The following is a 19,456-nucleotide window of genomic DNA, read 5'->3' as shown; positions in this document are numbered from 1 at the left end:
CCAGTATTTTTTTTGTAAAGGTGATCACGAGCAGATTATTTGAATACGGGCTCTTTCAGAGCTGCTAGTTTTTCTAATGAATTCTTCTCTACATCTGCATGTAGACTGTTGCCATGTGAATCCATCGTCACAATCGCCGCGAAGCCTTCTGTTTCCAAATGCCACATCGCTTCTGGAATACCGAATTCCAGATAATCCACACCCTCAACCTTTTTGAAGCATTGTGCATAGTACTGTGCAGCACCACCGATAGCATTCAAGTACACACCGCCGTGATCTTTCAATGCAGCTAACGTTTTCGGCCCCATACCGCCTTTACCAATGACAGCGCGAATTCCGAACTTTTTAATAATATCGCCTTGGTAAGGCTCCTCACGAATACTCGTTGTCGGTCCAGCCGCCTTCACATGCCACTCACCAGCATCATCTTTGGCCATAACTGGGCCGCAATGATAGATCGCTGCGCCATTCAGATCGATTGGAGCATCGTGATCCATCAAATATTTGTGCAAAGCATCACGTCCAGTGTGCATCGTTCCATTAATAACGACGACATCACCGACCTTCAAGCTGCGAATTTGTTCTTCCGAAATCGGAGTCGTCAATACGATCTCACGACGCTCTTCTTGTGGCGTGTTTCTAGCTTCTTCCGCACTCGCTTCAAAAGCCTCCTGGAAGGACACTTCAACACCTCTTGGATACGACCAGCCGTTGATTTCGCCCGTCTCCGCATTCAGAATCACACCTTGGCGACGGAACGCCCAACAGTTATATGCCACAGAAACGAAGAAGCTTGCTGGCAAACGGTTCATCACACCTACTTTACAACCAAGCAAAGTGACTTGCCCGCCAAAGCCCATCGTACCAATCCCTAGCGTGTTCGCATGCTCCATCACGTACTCTTCAACTTTACGAAGGTCCGGATGTGGGTTTACATCATCTACATGGCGGAACAATTGATGCTTCGCCAGCTCGTAGCCGCTTGTCCGATCGCCGCCGATGCCAACACCGATAAAACCTGCGCTGCAACCTTGGCCTTGCGCTTGATACACCGCGTGCATCACGCACTTGCGAATCCCGTCGAGGTCACGACCTGCTTTACCTACACCTTCCAATTCAGCTGGCAGGCTGTATTGAATATTTTTGTTCTCGCAGCCGCCGCCTTTGAGAATGAGCTTCACTTCCACATCATTACGTTCCCATTGCTCGAAGTGGATGACTGGTGTTCCAGGTCCGAGGTTATCCCCGCTATTAGCACCCGTAAGTGAATCTACGGAATTCGTCCGAAGTTTGGAAGCTTTCGTCGCATTCGCAACCGCTTCAAGAATATGTTTCTTCATAACAATTTGGTTTGCCCCAACTGGACAGTGTATAATAAACGTTGGCATTCCTGTATCCTGACAAATCGGGGATACATTCGTTTCAGCCATATGAATGTTATCGGCAATTCGAGATAGCGACAATGCAGAACGCGTGCCGTTGTCCTCTTTTATTTGTGCAGCTTGTACCGCACGACGAACATCACCAGGAAGATTCGTGGATGTTTCTACAATTAAATCATAAACGCTTTGATAAAAATGTTGCATAACACTTTCTAGCTCCTCTCAATTACCCGCATAATCGTAAAGAATATAAACCATTATACCATACCTCATAGGAACAGTTCGATGGTTCTTGTGAGCAAAACAAGGAGATTCGCTGACATGTATAAAAGGATTGCGATTTCTGTTCTCGTTAGTCTACTTGGGCTTACGCTTTTGCTAACCCCCTTGCAGGCTGAACGATCCGAGACCATTTACTACCAAGATCAGGTTGCCGTCCTGATGTATCATCACATCCATGACACAGATACGAGCTCAAGTACCATCACGAGTGCCCTATTTCAAAATCAGTTAACATCCCTGCTTAGCAAAGGCTATCATTTTATTTCATTAGATGAGTTTAAGATGTACATGGCAGGCGCAACGGTTCCCTCCAACGCAGTGCTGGTCACTTTTGATGATGGGTATCAAAGCTTCTACACAGGGGCTTATCCCATTCTGAAAAGCTTGCGCATACCCGCTGTCAACTTCGTCATCACGAAGGATTTGGCTACCCCCTTGGCCTCTTACATACCGTCGATGTCCAATGAGCAGGTCAGTGATATGACGCATGCGACAAATTTCATCGACATCGGCTGCCACACGGATAGTCTCCACAATAAGCTTCCAAGCGGGGAAGCAGCGCTTGTTGGGAGGCTAGATGGTGAGAGTGCAGATGCTTACCAGCAGCGTGTGTTCTCAGATGCGCAAGTCTGCATCGGCAAGCTTGCTCCGCTAACAGAAAAGCCGCTCGACACGATGGCCTACCCGTTCGGCATCACATCTCCTGCGGCGACGGAACAAATGAAGAAGGCGGGCATCCGCTACGCCTTCACGATCTCGCCTGAGATGGCGACGCGACGCGCCGATCACATGTTGATCCCCCGGATCAACGCGGGCAGCCCGAACATCACGCCGGAGCTGCTGCACCGCTCGATCCAGCGCCGGGTTACGGCGCAGCCGGGCAGCGCTCCACTGCGCGTAGACGCGGCAGCTGCTGCCGCACAGCTCGGCGGCAGCGCTGGGGTGGATGGCGGAGAGCTTCGCCTCCGCCTCGGTGATGGGGCATTCACCCTAGGGGTGAATGCCAAGACCGCGACGCGTGGCGACGGCACGCGCGTCCGGCTGCGGCAGCCCGTGCTGCGCGAGCACGGGCTGATCACGATCGCGCTTGACGATCTGCAAGCGCTGATCGGGCAGCCACTCGTTTACACCCCGGCCACCGGTAAGGTGGCTGTGCGGGTGGCGCCGAGCGTGAAGTAGCCCTTGGCGGGAGCTAGCCTCCCGCACATCCGAACATGAAGAGGAGTTCAACCCATGAATCATCACTTTTTTGCTTACTTATATCGTCTCAAATATATCGACCGCTGGAGCCTCATGTGGAACATGCGCCGCGAGAACGTAGCTGAGCATTCCTTCTACGTAGCTTCGATTGCGCATATGCTGTGCACGATCTCCAACGAAGTCTATGGTGGGAATGTACCCACCGACCGCGTTGTCTCCATCGCTTTGTTCCACGATGCCTCCGAAGTGCTGACGGGTGACATCCCGCAACCCGTGAAACACAACAACGAGCAAATTCTGCGGAATTTCCGCGAGATCGAAGACGTTGCCGTCGAACGGCTGATCGGCACGATCCCACCTGCGATTAGCAATATCTATCGCGGCCTCATTCAAGATCCTGACCCTGAGCTTTATCGCTGGGTGAAGGCTGCTGATTTGATCGAGGCTTATATCAAATGTCTAACTGAGCTTTCCACCGGAAACCGAGAGTTCGTCGTGGCGAAACAGCAAGTCCTCGAAAGCTTGAAGAAGATGAATATGCCAGAAGTCGATTACTTCTTGGAGCACATGAGTGCCTCGTTCGAGAAAACACTCGACGAAATCACTTTAGATATCGCAGATCCGAGCTAAGTGAGTTCACCTTACCTTACTTAACTTTACTTTACCTAACCTTACCAAAGTTAACCCAAGATAGCCCAAGATAACCAAACCTAAACTAACCTAACCAAACAAAATAACTGGAAAATCTCCAGCTAATATCTCGATTTATACCTAAATATCTGATTTAGATGGATTTCATCTAGTTAATTTTGTCGATAAGCGTCCATTTAGCCGATAAGCCTAAGAATAGATGTACAAAATCCATCTATTTCACAAATTCCATCGTTTCCCCGGAAATTAACTGTATAAAATCCATCTACTTGGCCAAGAGTGGAGTGTTCATTGACGAAGAATCCCTGCATTCTTCGACCAAGTAGCTATACCCCCCCTACTCTACACATTCAACAAAGAACCTCTGATTTCGCAAGATCCATGCGAAATCAGAGGTTCTTTGTGTATCTTTTAGCCTATCGACTATGCCAAAATTTGAGGATTTGTCATAATCACAATAGCTAGAATAACCGCTATGGAAGCGATCCAGCTGAATGTTTTAATTTTCGCAGCATCCGCTGCTGTATTGATACCTGCTGCACTGTTCGCTCTCAATTTCTTGATGCGGCCACCGATCATTCCTGTAACTGCCCCAACAATTACGAGTAAAATGATAGCAAGCGCCATCCACAAGCCAGAGAAATTACCTTCGCTGACCATCGCTCCTCCAGAGATGAAGGTAACGATCAAAGCAAACTGACCAATACGGTTGATCGTAGACAATAGTCCCATGAAGCTTTCTTGTCCTGCGCCGGATAAGCTAGCAGCTCGTCCTACAATGAAAGGGAAAACAACATAAGATCCAAGCAATAAAGCACTAATTACGTGTAAAAAAAGCATAACATGTTGCACTGATTCTGGCATTAAGTCGACCTCCGCAATTTTAATTAGAATCGTTCTCTTTTAGTATACAGAATCGGAATGTGGGTAACAAGAAAGCGATGTCAAAATTCATACAAATTCACCATATCTCCATAAAACTGTGACTAAATAAGCAGAAAACAACCCTTCATTTCTCTTGAAATGCCATTGATCATTGACATAGAGGGATCTTGCGACACTATTACATTTATGGGCATAACTACAAATAAGGCCAGCCCCCTATCCTAGGAGACTGGCCCTTATCAATTATCCCGCTACAACTTTAATGACATTACGTACGGATTCAGCTGTTTTGTCCAAAGCCGATTTCTCAGCTTCTGTCAATTCAATATCCATAATTTTCTCGATGCCGTTAGCACCCAGAACCGTCAGAACACCCATGAACAGGTTATTATATCCGTACTCGCCTTCAAGCAGCGCAATAGTAGGAATGATTCGCTTCTTATCTTTCAGGATAGCTTCCGTCATCTGCACAAGAGAAGCCGCTGGTGCGTAATATGCACTACCGTTACCAAGCAGGTTAACGATTTCGCCTCCGCCAGTACGCGTACGTTGAACGATGGCTTCGATGCGATCAGCTGATATCAGCTTCTCAATAGGAACGCCGCCAGCGTAGGTGTAGCGTACGAGTGGTACCATGTCATCACCGTGTCCACCGATAACAACCCCCTTCACATCCTCAACGGATACGTTCAACTCTTGCGAGATAAACGTTAGATAACGGGCTGTATCAAGTACACCGGATTGACCGATAACGCGATTTTTCGGGAAACCAAGCGCCTGGTAAGCGACGTAAGTCATCGCATCAACAGGGTTACTCAAAATGATCACGATGGAATCAGGAGCAACTTCCTTCACGTTCTCACACACGGATTTCACGATACCCGCATTTGTGTTAACAAGATCGTCGCGGCTCATTCCCGGTTTTCGAGCAATCCCTGCCGTGATGATGACAATGTCAGAACCAGCTGCATCCGCATAACTGGATGTACCTGTGATTTGAGCGTCATAGCCTTGCACAGGACCTGCCTCAAGCATGTCAAGCGCCTTGCCCTTTGTAGGGTTTTCTAATTGCGGAATATCGAGTAGAACAACGTCACCAAGTTCTTTTTGAGCTAGCATAAGAGCAGTAGTAGCACCTGTGAAACCCGCGCCAACAACGGTAATTTTATTACGACGAATAGCCATTTAAAATATACCTCCTCATAATCTTTTGTCTAACTCAACTATAGGTACGAATTAAGCCATGTTTTTGATGATTTCGTTCGCGAACTCGGAGCACTTAATTTCTTTCGCGCCTTCCATCAAACGTGCGAAGTCATAAGTAACTGTTTTGTTGTTGATGGATGTTTCCAAACCTTTGTAAATCAATTGAGCTGCTTCCAACCAACCAAGGTGCTCAAGCAACATAACGCCGGAAAGGATTACGGAACCTGGGTTAACAACATCAAGACCAGCGTATTTAGGAGCTGTACCGTGAGTTGCTTCGAAGATTGCGTGACCAGTCAAGTAGTTGATGTTAGCTCCTGGAGCGATACCAATACCGCCAACTTGTGCAGCTAGTGCATCAGATAGGTAGTCACCGTTCAAGTTCAAAGTAGCGATAACGTCGAAATCAGTAGGACGCGTCAATACTTGTTGAAGCGCGATGTCAGCAATCGCATCTTTTACGATGATTTTGCCAGCAGCTTCAGCATCTTTTTGTGCTTTGTTTGCAGCTTCAGCACCTTCTGCTTCTTTGATACGATCGTATTGTGCCCATGTAAATGTTTTATCAGCATATTCACGCTCAGCCAATTCATAACCCCAGTTTTTGAACGCGCCTTCTGTGAACTTCATGATGTTACCTTTGTGAACCAATGTTAACGTTTTGCGGCCATGTTTGATTGCGTACTCGATAGCTGCGCGAACCAAACGCTCTGTACCTTCGGAAGATACTGGCTTAACACCGATACCTGAAGTTTCAGGGAAACGGATTTTGTTAACGCCCATTTCATTTTGCAAGAAGGAGATCACTTTCTTAACCGCTTCGGAACCAGCTTCCCACTCAATACCAGCGTAAATATCTTCTGTGTTTTCACGGAAAATAACCATGTCAACCAACTCAGGACGTTTAACTGGGGATGGAACGCCATTGAAGTAACGAACTGGACGGGAACATACGTAAAGATCAAGTTCTTGGCGAAGTGCCACGTTCAGGGAACGGATACCGCCACCGATCGGTGTAGTAAGAGGTCCTTTGATGGACACGATGTATTCGCGCATAGCTGTCAATGTATCGTTCGGCAACCAGCTGTTGAATTTGTTGAATGCTTTCTCACCAGCGAATACTTCGTACCAAGCGATTTTCTTCTCGCCTTTGTATGCTTTCTCAACTGCTGCATCTAGCACGCGTACGGAAGCTGCCCAGATGTCAGGACCTGTACCGTCACCCTCGATGAAAGGGATAATTGGGTTGTTAGGGACTTGAAGTACACCGTTTTCGATTGTGATTTTTTGTCCTTCTGTTGGTAGCTCGTAAGTTTCGAATTGTGGCATGTGAATAGTTCCTCCTCAAATTTGTATGAAAATGATTTCTTATCTATTATATGCTGTGCATAGCAAGGCACACAAAAAGTGACGGGTATTACAGCACTCCCCCAGATACCTGGGGCACAGTACCGAACGCCCGCACCTTGAGCTTAATGAAATAACAATTAGCGTTGGCCAATTGGGACATATTTTTGGTTAACTGGACCTGTGTACTCTGCGCGAGGACGGATCAAGCGGTTGTTCTCGTATTGCTCAAGAATATGAGCTGCCCAACCGGAAGTACGGCTGATCGCGAAGATTGGCGTAAACAAGTCACGCGGGATTTCTAGCGTCGTGTATACAGATGCCGAGTAGAAGTCTACGTTAGGCTTCAAACCTTTAAGACCTGTTACCAACTCGTCTGCTTTAATGGACATTTCATACCATTTCAGGTTGCCCGTCAATTTGCCAAGCTCATAAGACATTTTTTGCAAGTGCTTTGCACGAGGATCGCCGTTTTTGTATACGCGGTGACCAAAGCCCATGATTTTGTCCTTGCGCTCTAATTTACCGTTAATGTAAGGAACAACGTTCTCAACAGTACCGATCTCTTCAAGCATAACCATTACCGCTTCGTTAGCACCACCGTGAAGAGGTCCTTTGAGTGTGCCGATTGCGGAAGTAATGCCGGAGTAGATATCTGTCAGTGTTGCAACAGTTACACGCGCAGCGAATGTCGATGCATTCAACTCGTGGTCAGCATGCAGTACTAATGCTTTGTCCAACGCTTCGATGGCAACTTTATCTGGCTCGTTACCCGTCAGTTGGAACAAGAAGTTAGCAGCTACAGAAGAATATCCTGGGGATGCTACTGGCTCTTTGCCTTCACGAATACGTGCGAAAGCCGCGATAATAGCCGGAATTTGCGCTTGCAATTTGATTGCTTTACGCACATTGGATTCTGAACTTGAATCATTTGCTTCGGCATCATACAGAGCAAGTGCAGAAACTGCTGTACGAAGCGCAGCCATGGAATTCACATCTTTCGGGAATGCACGAATAAGATCAATAATCGCGTCCGGTACTTGGCTGTATGCGTTCAGGTCGCTTTGCAATTTCTCAAGCTCAGCTTGAGTAGGCAATTTACCGAACCAAAGTAAATAAATAACTTCTTCAAAAGTCGCATTTTCTGCGAGGTCATCAATATCAATCCCGCGATACGTAAGCACACCATCTACAATGGAGCTGATCGACGAGGTTGTGGCTACAATTCCTTCTAAACCTTTGGTTGCAGACATGGGAATCTCTCCTTAGCTACTCTATTAGCATAATATTGCTGTTTTCTACTCTTAATAATAAAGTATTTTACTTGGTAAGTGAACAAAAGAGGTCATAGAAGTTCATTATCACTATCATAAGATTTCTTTTTGGCGGAGTTTTTCACACCATTTTGCTTCACTGGTTCCAAACACACGATACAAGTTTTTGTTAATTTCCTCGAATTATGCAGTGCGCGCGGAAAAATTTGTAGACCTCGTGTGAGATTGCTACAATGTAAGGAATGAATCCGTGAATTGAGCTAAAAGGAGCGACACAATGAGTAACCATGCAACTAGGATTGGCATCATCGATATCGGATCCAACTCCATCCGTCTTGTCATTTATGAAATAAATGCCCATGGAGCTTATCGCGTCGTGAGCGAGCATAAAGATTCCGCAAGACTGAGCGAACGCATGGGTGCTGATGGCAAGTTACATAACACAGATATTATTTCAATCGTTCCTATCTTAACCCACTATGCCAGGTTATGCCAGTCTCAATTTGTTACAAATATTCGAGCAGTTGCAACCGCCGCTGTTCGGAACGCTGTTAACACGACAGAAATCGTATGTGTGCTAGAAGAACATACGGGACTCAAAATTGAGGTTCTTAGCGGCTTTGAGGAGGCTAGGTACGGTTATTTAGGCGTCATAAACTCCATGGATTTCCGCGATGGCATGATTATTGATATTGGTGGCGGAAGCACGGAAGTTTCTTTAGTAAAGGATCGGGAGTTAGTCCAAAGTGTCTCTTTTCCTTTCGGAGCTGTGAATACCACACGTCAATTCATGAAGGGCACTAATCTAACTGATCAAGAGATGGCTGATATTCGCAAAATGGTACAAGAGGCCATAGCTTCTCAGCCATGGATAATGAATTCACCCTATCTTCCAATGGTCGGACTAGGCGGAACAATCCGGACACTTGGAAAAATGAGCCGAAAGCGAAATAAATACCCGCTCCAGCTCGCCCATAATTACGTCATGAAGCCAGGTGAGCTTCAGGAATTCTCGATGCTTTTATCTGCATTGCCTATTGAGAAAAGGAAGAAGATTGATGGCCTTGCCAAAGAACGAGCCGATATTATGCTGCCTGGCCTCCTTATTCTAGAGACGATCTTCGAAGCTGCGAAATCCTCATCTTGTGTCATCAGCGGATCTGGCTTGCGCGATGGCCTATTCTTTGAAACTTATAATCCGAAGCAACCCGTGAAAGCTAACGTGTTGGAGGCAAGCATTCAGAATATATTGACGCTGCACCCGAATGCAGCCCTCACACATGTCCGGCATATCGATGCCTTTGCGATGCAATTGTACGATGTGCTAGCGCCATCGACAGATATAGAAGCACGCGGCAGGCTGTTGCTGCACACTGCTGCTCTACTGCACCGAATTGGTGTGAGCGTCCATTACTATCAGTACCTGAAACACACGGAATATATGATACAAGAAGCACATATTGACGGCCTTAGCCACCGAGAAATTGTTATCGCTTCTCTCATTGCCACATTCAAAACAAAAAATCGGACCCAACAGCAGGCTCATGTCTACAAGGACCTGTTACTGGAATCCGATGTAACCTTAATTATCAGGCTAGGCGCGATCCTTAAGCTGGCCATCTCCATGGATGTTAGCGAGACACAGCCAATTCAAACCTTACACATTCAGTGCAAAGGGAACGCGATGAGTCTCAACCTGCTTTGTAGTCACACCCCTTTTATAGAACTTAAGGAGATTAACACATTCACCAAAGATTTCGATAAAATCTGGGGCCTCAAGCTTACGAATCAAGCCGAAGTTTTTTCCATGAAGTAATTCGCATCGCCTCGAATTGGCTCCGATATGGGGTCAGTTCATTTTTTATGCGCGTATACATGCCATTGGACATGAGCTCTCTCGCTTTGACGTTATCATGAAGTGTCACGTTAAGAATTTGGATCATCATCTTCTTCATTTCTCGGTCCAAGACTGGGCACATCAACTCAATTCTCCGAGTTAAATTGCGTGTCATCCAATCTGCCGAAGACAGATAGACATCGACATGCCCCCCATTTTCGAAATAGTAAATTCGCGAATGTTCTAGGAATCGATCTACAATACTCCGAACAGTAATATTCTCACTTAGACCAGGCACACCGGGCCTTAAACAGCATACGCCTCGAATGATGAGTTCGATCTTCACACCAGCTTGGGACGCCGCGTATAACGCATCCACCATTTCTTGATTCGATAAGGAATTCATTTTCGCAATAATCCGAGCTGGCCGACCTGCTCTAGCATGCGCTGATTCACGTGCGATGAGCTCGAACAACTTATCTTTCAAGTCTGTTGGCGCAACAGCAAAGGATTGCCAATCATGAGGTGCCGAATAGCCTGTAATTTCGTTAAAAAGCGCTGAAGCATCTTCGCCAATCACACTGTTCGACGTGAACAAACCAACATCCGTATACAGCCGCGCTGTGCTATCATTGTAGTTGCCTGTTCCGACATGAACATAACGTCGAAGCGTATGCTCTTCCTGACGAACGACAAGTGTGATCTTGGCATGTGTTTTGAGTCCGACAAGCCCGTATACCACGTGACAACCTGATTTCTCAAGCATTCTCGCCCAAGCAATATTCCGCTCTTCATCGAACCTCGCCTTCAACTCGACAACCACTGTTACTTGTTTGCCAGACTCTGCCGCCCTAGCCAAAGCCTGAATAATCGGTGATTTGCCACTCGCCCTATATAAGGTCATCTTGATGGCCAATACGTTCGGATCATAAGCGGCATGGACAATAAAGTCCGTGACCGCGTCAAATGTCTCATACGGATGATGAACGAGAACATCTTTCATCTTAAGAATATTGAAAAAGTCTTCCGAATCAGCTGTGTCTTCAAACTCAACGGGATATTTGGCAACAATGCGTGGATATCGAAGATTATCGAACCCATTCAATGTATTGGCCAGTTTCATAAAATAGGTGATGTCCAAGGGGCCATCAATTTCAAATATTTGTTCCTCTATCTCAAATTCATCCTGTAATTGCGCTAGCGCGTAGGGATGGATCCCCTCTTGGACCTCGAGCCTCACAGGAGAGCCCCAACGTCTGCGCCTAAGCTCCTTTTCGATCTCTTCCAGTAAATCCTCCGCTCCTTCTTCATTGAGCGTTAGATCCGCATTTCGCGTCACTCGGAAGCCATGCACAGAAATAGGTATGTAACCACTGAAAAGGGACTGAATATGATGCTCAATTAACTCTTCAAGTAGAATAAACTCGGTCTTCTTGCTATTGGAACGGGTAGGAACAGGAATACAGCGAGATAAGTTACTAGGAATTTGAACAATGGCGAAGAAAGGTTCCTCATCCAGATCCTCTCCCTCACGCACAAGCAACACAGCCAAATACAAGGATTGGTTATGTACTAGTGGGAACGGGCGGCTCTGATCGACAGCCATTGGTGTGAGCACGGGAAAAATAATATCATGGTAATACGCATCCATGGCTTTCTTCTGAGACGTATTCAGATCTTCATATTCCGTGAAAACGATGCCTTCCTTTACCAAGTGCCGAGTCACTTCTCGATACGTCTTGTACTGCTCATTCACCATTTTCGCCGTGCGCTTCATTATACGTTTGATGAGTCCTGCCGGTGTGTAACCGGTGAAATCCTTTTTGGTATAGCCAGCTTTAATCTGATCCTTGAGTCCTGCGACACGAACGCTCATGAATTCATCGAGGTTGCTCGATACGATCGACAGAAATTTCACACGCTCTAGCAGTGGTGTACTCGCATCTTGCGCTTCTTCAAGCACACGCCAATTGAACTCGATCCAGCTCAAATCACGATTTAAGTACTTGGTTGAAATCTCTTTAACTTCTTTGAGTTCTTTAACATCCTTCAGTTCTGGTTCGCGCGCAATACTCATAAATCCTCCAGTATTTTACCATTTTTAGTAATCTAATATCTCCATTGTACTATGCGTCTTAGGGGGGCGACAATCCAATCTGCCCTATTTCAATATATTAAGATTTTGTAAAGATCATGATATTTCCGTATTTATCCATGTTCATGTTACAATATAAAAGACTTGAAACAAGGAGTGATTCCTACCATGGGTATCCTAAATCCGCGACTGGTTCACCAGATTTTCAGGGGCATATGGGTGGCCATAATTATATGCGTAGTTGCCATTGCCTTTTACTATATTATCCCGCTCATATATCCTTTTATTTTTGGTTGGATTATCGCTCTAATGCTCAATCCGCTTGTTAATTTCTTTCAATTCAAATTAAAGCTACCCAGGTGGTTGTCTGTCTCGTTATCCATGCTTTTATTCTTAGGTGCGATGGTTACGATTATCACCTTGCTTGTAGCTAATATTGTTGTGGAACTTGGCTCCCTTGCGGATACGATTCAACTTCAGATCAACCGTTGGGTCGAGGAATTTAATGTGTTCATTAATTCGGTCACCTTCCAGCAATGGATTGAACGTGTAAATGATTTTTTTGAAAATAATCCGAAATATCAGGAGACGGTTAACACTAATCTCTCCTCTACAGCAGGTTCTATTGCGGACGTTAGTAAATTGGTCATCACCTATATTTTTGCCGCACTCAAAGCTTTCCTGACCTCTCTGCCTAATATCGCAACGATCACGATCATTGTTATGCTGGCCACCTTCTTCATCAGCAAGGACTGGTATGGGCTTATCAAACGTTATAAAGGCATCTTCTCCGACATGATTGTTAAAACGACCAAATTGATCCGAACAGATTTGCAGAAAGCCTTGTTCGGCTATTTAAGAGCTCAATTGATTCTCGTTTCACTTACAGCACTTGTGGTGATCATCGGCTTGCTCGTTCTCCGAGTTGATTATGCGATCACTATTGGCTTATTAACTGGTTTAGCTGACCTGATGCCGTATTTAGGAACAGGCGCAGTGATGGTGCCATGGATCCTCTATGTTTTCTTCGCTCAAGGTAATATCGTGCTCGGTATTGGGCTCAGTGTCCTGTATGGGGTAATTGTGATCGCGCGGCAAATTATGGAGCCAAAAGTATTAGCCTCCTCTGTCGGCTTAGATCCACTTGCTACACTTATTGCGATGTTCGTAGGGTTAAAACTATTCGGGCTATTGGGACTTATCGTTGGTCCTGTCTCCCTTATTCTCATCACCGCCTTCTACAGGGCGAGAATCTTTCATGATATTGCAGCTTACATACACAAAGGCTCGGCACCTCCTGAGTAGGAGGATGACCGAGCCTTTAGTTTAACTATTTGCTTATCTGCGATTGATAATGTGCATGTTGCCTTTGCCGATTTGTCTGCGAATGATCGCTAGTAGGAAGACTTTGAAAATCGGTCTTGTGTAAGGAAAGACGAGTAGGAATCCAAGAATATCCGTAATGAATCCGGGTGTAATGAGCAAAATCCCTCCAAGGAAAATACAAATCCCATCGAGGATTTGCTGCGCTGGCAGCTGACCTTGCGACCACTCGAACTTCGCATACTCCATCACCTTGCGCCCCTCGCGCTTCGTAAAGTACGCCCCCAAGAATCCGCTCGCTATAATTAACAGGAAGGTCATCCAACCTCCGACTAGATGTCCGAGCATGATCAACATGGTTATTTCTATGGCTGGTACAAGAATCAAAATAGCGATTATTAGACGGAACATATGTTTAGCCCCCTTCATCAGTATACTTCGTAATCAGCTGCCATAATTCTGGCGCTTCCTTCTCTATACGTACTGGCCTCCAAGAAGGATTCACCCAAACATGATGGGATGTTCCAGTTACCAGTAATTCTTCGGTGAGATCGTCGTTTATTCTGCGTATTTCATAGGCAAATTGCAATCGAACGCCACCTGCTTGTAACACCCGTGTGTAAATGCCAATTACGTCGTCGTATCGTGCTGGTTTTTTGAACTTGAGATCCGCTTCTGTAACGGGAAGCAAGAGTCCCATTTCCTCTATTTTACGATAGGGGTAACCTAAGGATCGTATAAGCTCTGTACGACCGATTTCGAACCAAGTCAAATAATTGGCATGGTACACGACCCCCATTTGATCCGTCTCCTGATAACGCACGCGCAGCTGTTGTTGATGCCACCGTTCCTGAGTCATGGTGTTTCCTCCCGCTATAACTTGGTGAGTCCATTATACCATAGGTAAGGTGTATATCCTTCATGCTGTGGTCAAGCCAAGCCCCACACGACTGCTGCTAGTGCTGCTACTTCTGCTACTTTTCAACCTAAACCTAAAGCTCAAGCTCAACTTATGTCTCTACCTCCACCTCTGCTGCCGCACCCAAACCTTTCTCCGCCGCCAATAACACATTAAATGGATTTTACATAGTTGTTTGTTGAGCAAATTTTAGGCGTATAGTGACGAGGGATCGGCATGGAGATGAAGCAGAACAACGCAAAAAAGAGTGAAGCAAGATCTCTCTCGCTTCACTCTCTGTTATCTCTTACAGAACGCTCGCTTGACCCGAGTAGATGACGCCTACTTCTGGGTAAATGGAAACTTCTGTACCGTCTTTAATTAGTTCAACTGCGTTCTCCACACCTACGATGACTGGAATCCCAAGGCTAAGTGCAACGACTGCCGCGTGAGACGTGATGCCGCCCACTTCGGTAATCAATGCAGATGCTCTCTGAACAGCCGGCATGTACTCTTTATCTGTGGAAACTGTTACAAGCACAGCTCCGTCTACCATTTTCGCAAGAGCTTCTTCAGGCGTGCGTGCCGTTACGACAGTACCTGTCGCTGTTTGCATCCCGATCCCTGTTCCTTTGGCAATCATCTCGCCAACGTGATGAACCTTGATCAGGTTCGTTGTTCCAGAGCGGCCAACTGGTACGCCTGCAGTGATGACAACGATATCGCCGAGGGAAACAAGTCCTGTTTTGATGGAGCTGTCAACTGCAAGGTTGAATAGCTCGTCCGTTGTTTTCGCTTCTACGCCCATTACTGGAATTACACCCCAAACCAGGGATAAACGACGAATCACTTGCTCACTTGGTGTAACAGCGATAATTGGTGATTTCGGACGGTATTTGGATACCATACGCGCTGTGTAACCACTTTCTGTTGCCGTCAGAATCGCTTTCGCACCTAGCTCTAGTGCCGAGTTCGCTACCGCTTGCGAGATCGCTTCAGTTACCGTTACTTGTTGTGCTTGCGCTTGACGAAGGAAAATTTCTTTATATTCCAAAGCCGCTTCTGCACGCTCAGCAATACGAGCCATCGTTTCAACGGATTCAACTGGGTATTTCCCAGCAGCTGTTTCACCGGACAACATCACAGCATCCGTTCCGTCGAATACCGCATTCGCTACGTCACTTGCTTCTGCACGTGTAGGACGCGGGTTACGTTGCATGGAATCGAGCATCATTGTAGCCGTAATAACCGGTTTACCAACGATGTTACACTTTTTGATCATTTGCTTTTGAACAACGGGCACGTCCTCAGCTGGAATCTCAACTCCAAGATCTCCACGAGCAACCATCAAACCATCGGAAACTTCAAGAATTTCGTCAAGGTTGTCAACACCTTCTTGGTTTTCGATTTTGGAGATGATTTGGATATGCGAAGCGTTGTGACGCTCCAACAATTCACGAATTTCCATAACATCACTTGCTTTACGCACGAAAGAAGCTGCGATGAAATCTACACCTTGTTCGATACCGAACACAATATCATTCGCATCTTTTTCTGTGATACCTGGCAGACTGATTTTCACGCCTGGTACGTTAACACCTTTTTTACTTTTGATCGTTCCGCCATTGACGATTCGGCACTCGATCTCTGTTCCACGAATATCAACAACCGTAAGACCGATCAAGCCATCATCGATTAGAATTGTCGATCCGACTTTAACGTCACGCGGCAGATCTGCGTACGTAACGGAGATGCGGTCTGTATCCCCAAGAATTTCTTCGGTTGTCAAAATAATATGCTTGTCCTGAACAAGCTCGATTGGCTCTTCTTTTAGCTTACCTGTACGAATTTCCGGTCCTTTGGTATCTAGCAAAATAGCTGCTATTTTACCTGTCTCGGCGGATGCAGCGCGAAGGTTGCGGATACGTGCACCGTGCTCTTCAAAATCTCCGTGGGAGAAGTTAAGACGAGCTACGTTCATGCCCGCTTCTAGAAGTTTCTTAAGATTTTCTTGTGATTCGCTTGCTGGTCCAATCGTACAGACAATTTTCGTTTTACGCATGGTTACTGTTACCCTCCTGAGTGAATGTGAAGCGACCGATATCTCTAAATTTGCGGTAACGGTCCTCGAGCAGCTCCTGTTCGTTTAAACTTAGCAGTTGCTGAAGCTGTTCCCAGATCGCTGATTTAATATGTTCGGCTTGTGTTGCTAAATCCCGGTGAGCGCCGCCCTTGGGTTCCGGTATGATCCCATCGATGACACCGAGTTCAAGGATGTGATCTGCCGTTATTTTCATAGCTTCTGCCGCGTGTAATGCTTTAGAAGCATCTTTATAAAGAATCGAAGCCGCGCCTTCGGGACTAATAACTGAATAGATCGCGTTCTCCAACATTAACACCTTATTGCCTAAACCTAATGCAAGAGCGCCGCCACTGCCGCCCTCTCCGATAACGATACAGATGATCGGCACACGAAAAGAGGCCATTTCCAGCAAGTTTCTGGCAATCGCTTCTCCTTGACCGCGTTCTTCCGCAGCATTCCCAGGGAATGCCCCTTTGGTATCAATAAATGTCACAATGGGACGCTTAAACTTGTTAGCTTGACGCATCAAACGCAGCGCTTTACGGAACCCTTCTGGGTGAGGACATCCGAAATTGCGTGCGATATTGTCCTTCGTATCTTTCCCTTTTTGGTGACCAACAACCGTCACGGGTACCCCGTTTAGTTTGGCCAGTCCACCAACGATGGCAAGATCATCACCATATAATCGGTCACCATGAAACTCGATGAAATCCGTAAAAATCGTGTTAATATAATCGATCGTCGTCGGTCTTTGCGGATGACGTGCTAATTGCATTTTCTCCGCAGACGTCATCGTTGTATACAGTTCTTCCTCTAATTGTGCATATCTTTCTTCCAAACGGCGAATTTCTTCTGAAAAGTCGATCTGCTTCTCTGCCCCAAATTTACGCAGCTCGGCAATTTTGCTTTTCAATTCCGCCAGTGGCTGTTCAAACGGCATTTCACCCGCCATAAGTCGCCTCCTCCTTCGTACCGTGCATGTCGAGCAGCTTAATTAACGTCGGTCTCATATCCTTGCGGCAGACGACCTTGTCGAGCTGACCATGCTCGAGATTGAATTCAGATGTTTGGAAATTATCCGGAAGCTTCTGCTTAATCGTTTGCTCGATAACACGGCGGCCCGTAAAACCAAATGAAGCTGCCGGCTCTGCTATAATAATATCACCTAACATCGCAAAGCTCGCCGAAACCCCGCCGAACGTCGGATCGGTAATAATAGATATGAATAATCCGCCATCCTCGCTAAGCTTGGACAATGCTGCACTTGTTTTGGCCATTTGCATAAGGCTAAGAATACTTTCTTGCATACGAGCGCCACCAGATGTGGAATAAATGAGAATCGGAAGCTTTTTCTCAATCGCAATTTCGACGGCTCTCGTCATTTTCTCACCAACAACGGAACCTAGCGAGCCTCCCATAAAATCAAAGCTCATCGCAGCAACGACAACCGGATATCCGCCAATTGTTCCTTGACCCGTCATAATCGCATCCTGAAGCTTCGTTGTGTTCTTGGCTTTGTCCAATTTCTCGACATAATCAGGAAACTGCAATGGATCTTCGGAGATCATATCCGCATCAAATTCTACAAATTGACCTTCATCGAGCGTTAGTTGGATTCGTTCGGATGCGCTTAAACGATAATGATAACCGCAAGACGTACACACTTTTAGATTCTTCTCAAGCTCTTTGCTTGTTTGAATCGTGCCACACTTCGGACATTTATTCATTAAACCCTCAGGAATCTCCCTTTTCGTTCTCTCGGAAGGAATCGTTGCATATTTTCGCTTTTGAAATAAATCCTTTAGCACATTTCCACCTCTACTTGGCTATGATCTATATTCCCTGACAAGCCACGATTCTTAGTTCTACTTTAACTATCTATGTAAAATAGAATTGAGCACTTCTTGTACTTCTTCCAGCTCCCCTTCGGGAACAACAATTTCAAACTGATTTTTGGATAAAGAGATGCCTCGTACTTGAACCAGAAAGCCTTCTTCCGTCAGCCTCTGTTTAATCCGCTCTGCAATTTTCGCAGTAGGAGCTATATAGATCACCGTCCACATGAATAAACCTCCTATGACGTGCAACTACAACCACTAAGGCAACTAAGCTATGACGATAATAACATCCTTTATACCCATAGGAACACACAATGCAATAATGATAGCATAATTTCACTTTTGCCCGCAACAGAGCACATTCTTGAAAAAAGTAAAGCCTGAACTATTTGGTATTAGTCCAGACGTTGTTTAGAGCTATAATCAGGCGCATGCTCATTTTGGTGAGCGATTCTGGCTGAGGCCGCTGCCGCTAATCCACAAACCAAGTCATCTAGAAAAACATGTACAGCGCTGCGATCATCGTTCAAAGCGCGAATGATTCCTATTTTTTCCTTATCCAAATAGCCGAAGCTGGTTAATCCAATCATCCCATAAACATGAACAATCCCAAGAGCTAACGTTTCGTCTACCCCGTAGAGAGGTTCATCCACTTCAAGAATCGATTGCAGCGGTTCTGGCAGCATTTTCTTCTCAGCTAATTCATCCAGTGCAATCCCTGTATAAAGGGTATATTGCACTTCTCGTTTGGAAAGTACGGCCATAACACTGTCTACACATTCTTCAATTGTGAGTTGATCATTATACGGCTTCTGCAGCTTGTATACAATTTCTGAGACCTGATCCACGGACACACCGCGTTTCTGAAGCAGCTGGATCATGTGTTGTTCAGTCATAAATCCTCCTCCTAGCAATGGGATGCTTATATGAATAGAAAGGCCGGGTTTCTATTCATATGCGGAGGAAGCTATTTTTACCACAAGAACGACAAGAGTAAAGCAAGGATTTACCTAAATTGTGCGCTAGGCAGTGCCCCGCCGGAGCGGCGCTCGCTTGCGCACAAAAATTGTGCGMTAGRGMAGTGCCCCGCCGGAGCGGCGCTYGCTTGCGCACAAAAATTGTGCGATAGGGCAGTGCCCCGCCGGAGCGGCGCTC

At 46.0% G+C, this 19,456-nt stretch carries 17 protein-coding genes; 4 read left to right on the top strand and 13 right to left on the bottom strand.

Annotated elements, in window-relative coordinates:
- Positions 1 to 35: 35 nt before the first annotated feature.
- Positions 36 to 1,586 (bottom strand): fumarate hydratase, encoded by a 1,551-nt coding sequence (locus ASG89_RS09830; protein WP_057310411.1) that lies wholly within the window; start codon positions 1,584 to 1,586, stop codon positions 36 to 38.
- 117 nt (positions 1,587 to 1,703) lie between these two features.
- Here ASG89_RS09830 and ASG89_RS09825 point away from each other — a divergent pair, with 117 nt between their 5' ends.
- Positions 1,704 to 2,843, top strand: coding sequence for a polysaccharide deacetylase family protein (locus tag ASG89_RS09825; RefSeq protein ID WP_063867807.1), 1,140 nt, complete (start codon positions 1,704 to 1,706; stop codon positions 2,841 to 2,843).
- Positions 2,844 to 2,897: 54 nt separating this feature from the next.
- Positions 2,898 to 3,494, top strand: a complete 597-nt coding sequence (gene yfbR, locus ASG89_RS09820; protein ID WP_057310410.1) for a 5'-deoxynucleotidase — start codon at positions 2,898 to 2,900, stop codon at positions 3,492 to 3,494.
- A gap of 444 nt (positions 3,495 to 3,938) precedes the next feature.
- Here the strand turns inward: yfbR and ASG89_RS09815 are convergent, their stop codons facing one another.
- The 4 genes from ASG89_RS09815 to citZ all read right to left on the bottom strand — a co-directional run bounded on the left by ASG89_RS09815 (position 3,939) and on the right by citZ (position 8,206).
- Positions 3,939 to 4,379, bottom strand: coding sequence for a hypothetical protein (locus tag ASG89_RS09815; protein ID WP_057310409.1), 441 nt, complete (start codon positions 4,377 to 4,379; stop codon positions 3,939 to 3,941).
- A 264-nt stretch (positions 4,380 to 4,643) separates the two neighbouring features.
- Positions 4,644 to 5,585, bottom strand: coding sequence for a malate dehydrogenase (gene mdh / locus ASG89_RS09810; protein WP_057310408.1), 942 nt, complete (start codon positions 5,583 to 5,585; stop codon positions 4,644 to 4,646).
- A gap of 51 nt (positions 5,586 to 5,636) precedes the next feature.
- Positions 5,637 to 6,935 (bottom strand): NADP-dependent isocitrate dehydrogenase, encoded by a 1,299-nt coding sequence (gene icd / locus ASG89_RS09805; RefSeq protein WP_057310407.1) that lies wholly within the window; start codon positions 6,933 to 6,935, stop codon positions 5,637 to 5,639.
- Between the two features lie 158 nt (positions 6,936 to 7,093).
- Positions 7,094 to 8,206, bottom strand: a complete 1,113-nt coding sequence (citZ, locus tag ASG89_RS09800; protein WP_057310406.1) for a citrate synthase — start codon at positions 8,204 to 8,206, stop codon at positions 7,094 to 7,096.
- Positions 8,207 to 8,504: 298 nt separating this feature from the next.
- Here citZ and ASG89_RS09795 point away from each other — a divergent pair, with 298 nt between their 5' ends.
- Positions 8,505 to 10,043 (top strand): Ppx/GppA phosphatase family protein, encoded by a 1,539-nt coding sequence (locus ASG89_RS09795; protein ID WP_057310405.1) that lies wholly within the window; start codon positions 8,505 to 8,507, stop codon positions 10,041 to 10,043.
- Here the strand turns inward: ASG89_RS09795 and ASG89_RS09790 are convergent.
- Complete coding sequence (locus ASG89_RS09790) at positions 10,009 to 12,141, bottom strand: RNA degradosome polyphosphate kinase (RefSeq protein WP_082592948.1); 2,133 nt, start codon at positions 12,139 to 12,141, stop codon at positions 10,009 to 10,011. The two genes, ASG89_RS09795 and ASG89_RS09790, sit on opposite strands and share 35 nt — an antisense overlap.
- Positions 12,142 to 12,378: 237 nt before the next feature.
- On the opposite strand from ASG89_RS09790, the gene ytvI reads away from it, so the two are divergent.
- Positions 12,379 to 13,464: a sporulation integral membrane protein YtvI gene (ytvI, locus tag ASG89_RS09785; protein WP_235549687.1), complete on the top strand. Its 1,086-nt coding sequence runs from the start codon at positions 12,379 to 12,381 to the stop codon at positions 13,462 to 13,464.
- Between the two features lie 33 nt (positions 13,465 to 13,497).
- Here ytvI and ASG89_RS09780 read toward each other — a convergent pair whose 3' ends face one another.
- From ASG89_RS09780 to ASG89_RS09750, 7 genes are all read right to left on the bottom strand, one after another.
- Positions 13,498 to 13,893 (bottom strand): FxsA family protein, encoded by a 396-nt coding sequence (locus ASG89_RS09780; RefSeq protein WP_057310403.1) that lies wholly within the window; start codon positions 13,891 to 13,893, stop codon positions 13,498 to 13,500.
- Positions 13,894 to 13,897: 4 nt separating this feature from the next.
- Positions 13,898 to 14,341, bottom strand: coding sequence for an acyl-CoA thioesterase (locus ASG89_RS09775; protein WP_057310402.1), 444 nt, complete (start codon positions 14,339 to 14,341; stop codon positions 13,898 to 13,900).
- 346 nt (positions 14,342 to 14,687) lie between these two features.
- On the bottom strand, positions 14,688 to 16,442 hold the full coding sequence (gene pyk / locus ASG89_RS09770; protein WP_057310401.1) for a pyruvate kinase: 1,755 nt from the start codon (positions 16,440 to 16,442) through the stop codon (positions 14,688 to 14,690).
- Positions 16,435 to 17,415: an acetyl-CoA carboxylase carboxyltransferase subunit alpha gene (locus ASG89_RS09765; RefSeq protein ID WP_057310400.1), complete on the bottom strand. Its 981-nt coding sequence runs from the start codon at positions 17,413 to 17,415 to the stop codon at positions 16,435 to 16,437. The genes pyk and ASG89_RS09765 overlap by 8 nt, the downstream gene beginning before the upstream one ends.
- Positions 17,405 to 18,271: an acetyl-CoA carboxylase, carboxyltransferase subunit beta gene (gene accD / locus ASG89_RS09760; RefSeq protein WP_057310399.1), complete on the bottom strand. Its 867-nt coding sequence runs from the start codon at positions 18,269 to 18,271 to the stop codon at positions 17,405 to 17,407. Before accD ends, ASG89_RS09765 begins: the two co-directional genes overlap by 11 nt.
- Positions 18,272 to 18,337: 66 nt before the next feature.
- Positions 18,338 to 18,526, bottom strand: a complete 189-nt coding sequence (locus tag ASG89_RS09755) for a hypothetical protein (protein ID WP_028554922.1) — start codon at positions 18,524 to 18,526, stop codon at positions 18,338 to 18,340.
- 170 nt (positions 18,527 to 18,696) lie between these two features.
- Complete coding sequence (locus tag ASG89_RS09750) at positions 18,697 to 19,197, bottom strand: phosphatidylglycerophosphatase A (RefSeq protein ID WP_057310398.1); 501 nt, start codon at positions 19,195 to 19,197, stop codon at positions 18,697 to 18,699.
- Between the last annotated feature and the right edge of the window lie 259 nt (positions 19,198 to 19,456).

It is taken from the genome of Paenibacillus sp. Soil766 (assembly GCF_001428105.1).
Lineage (GTDB): Bacteria > Bacillota > Bacilli > Paenibacillales > NBRC-103111 > Paenibacillus_E.
The sequence above is the reverse complement of the archived record's forward strand: the minus strand, read 5'-3'. Positions and strand labels throughout refer to the sequence as shown.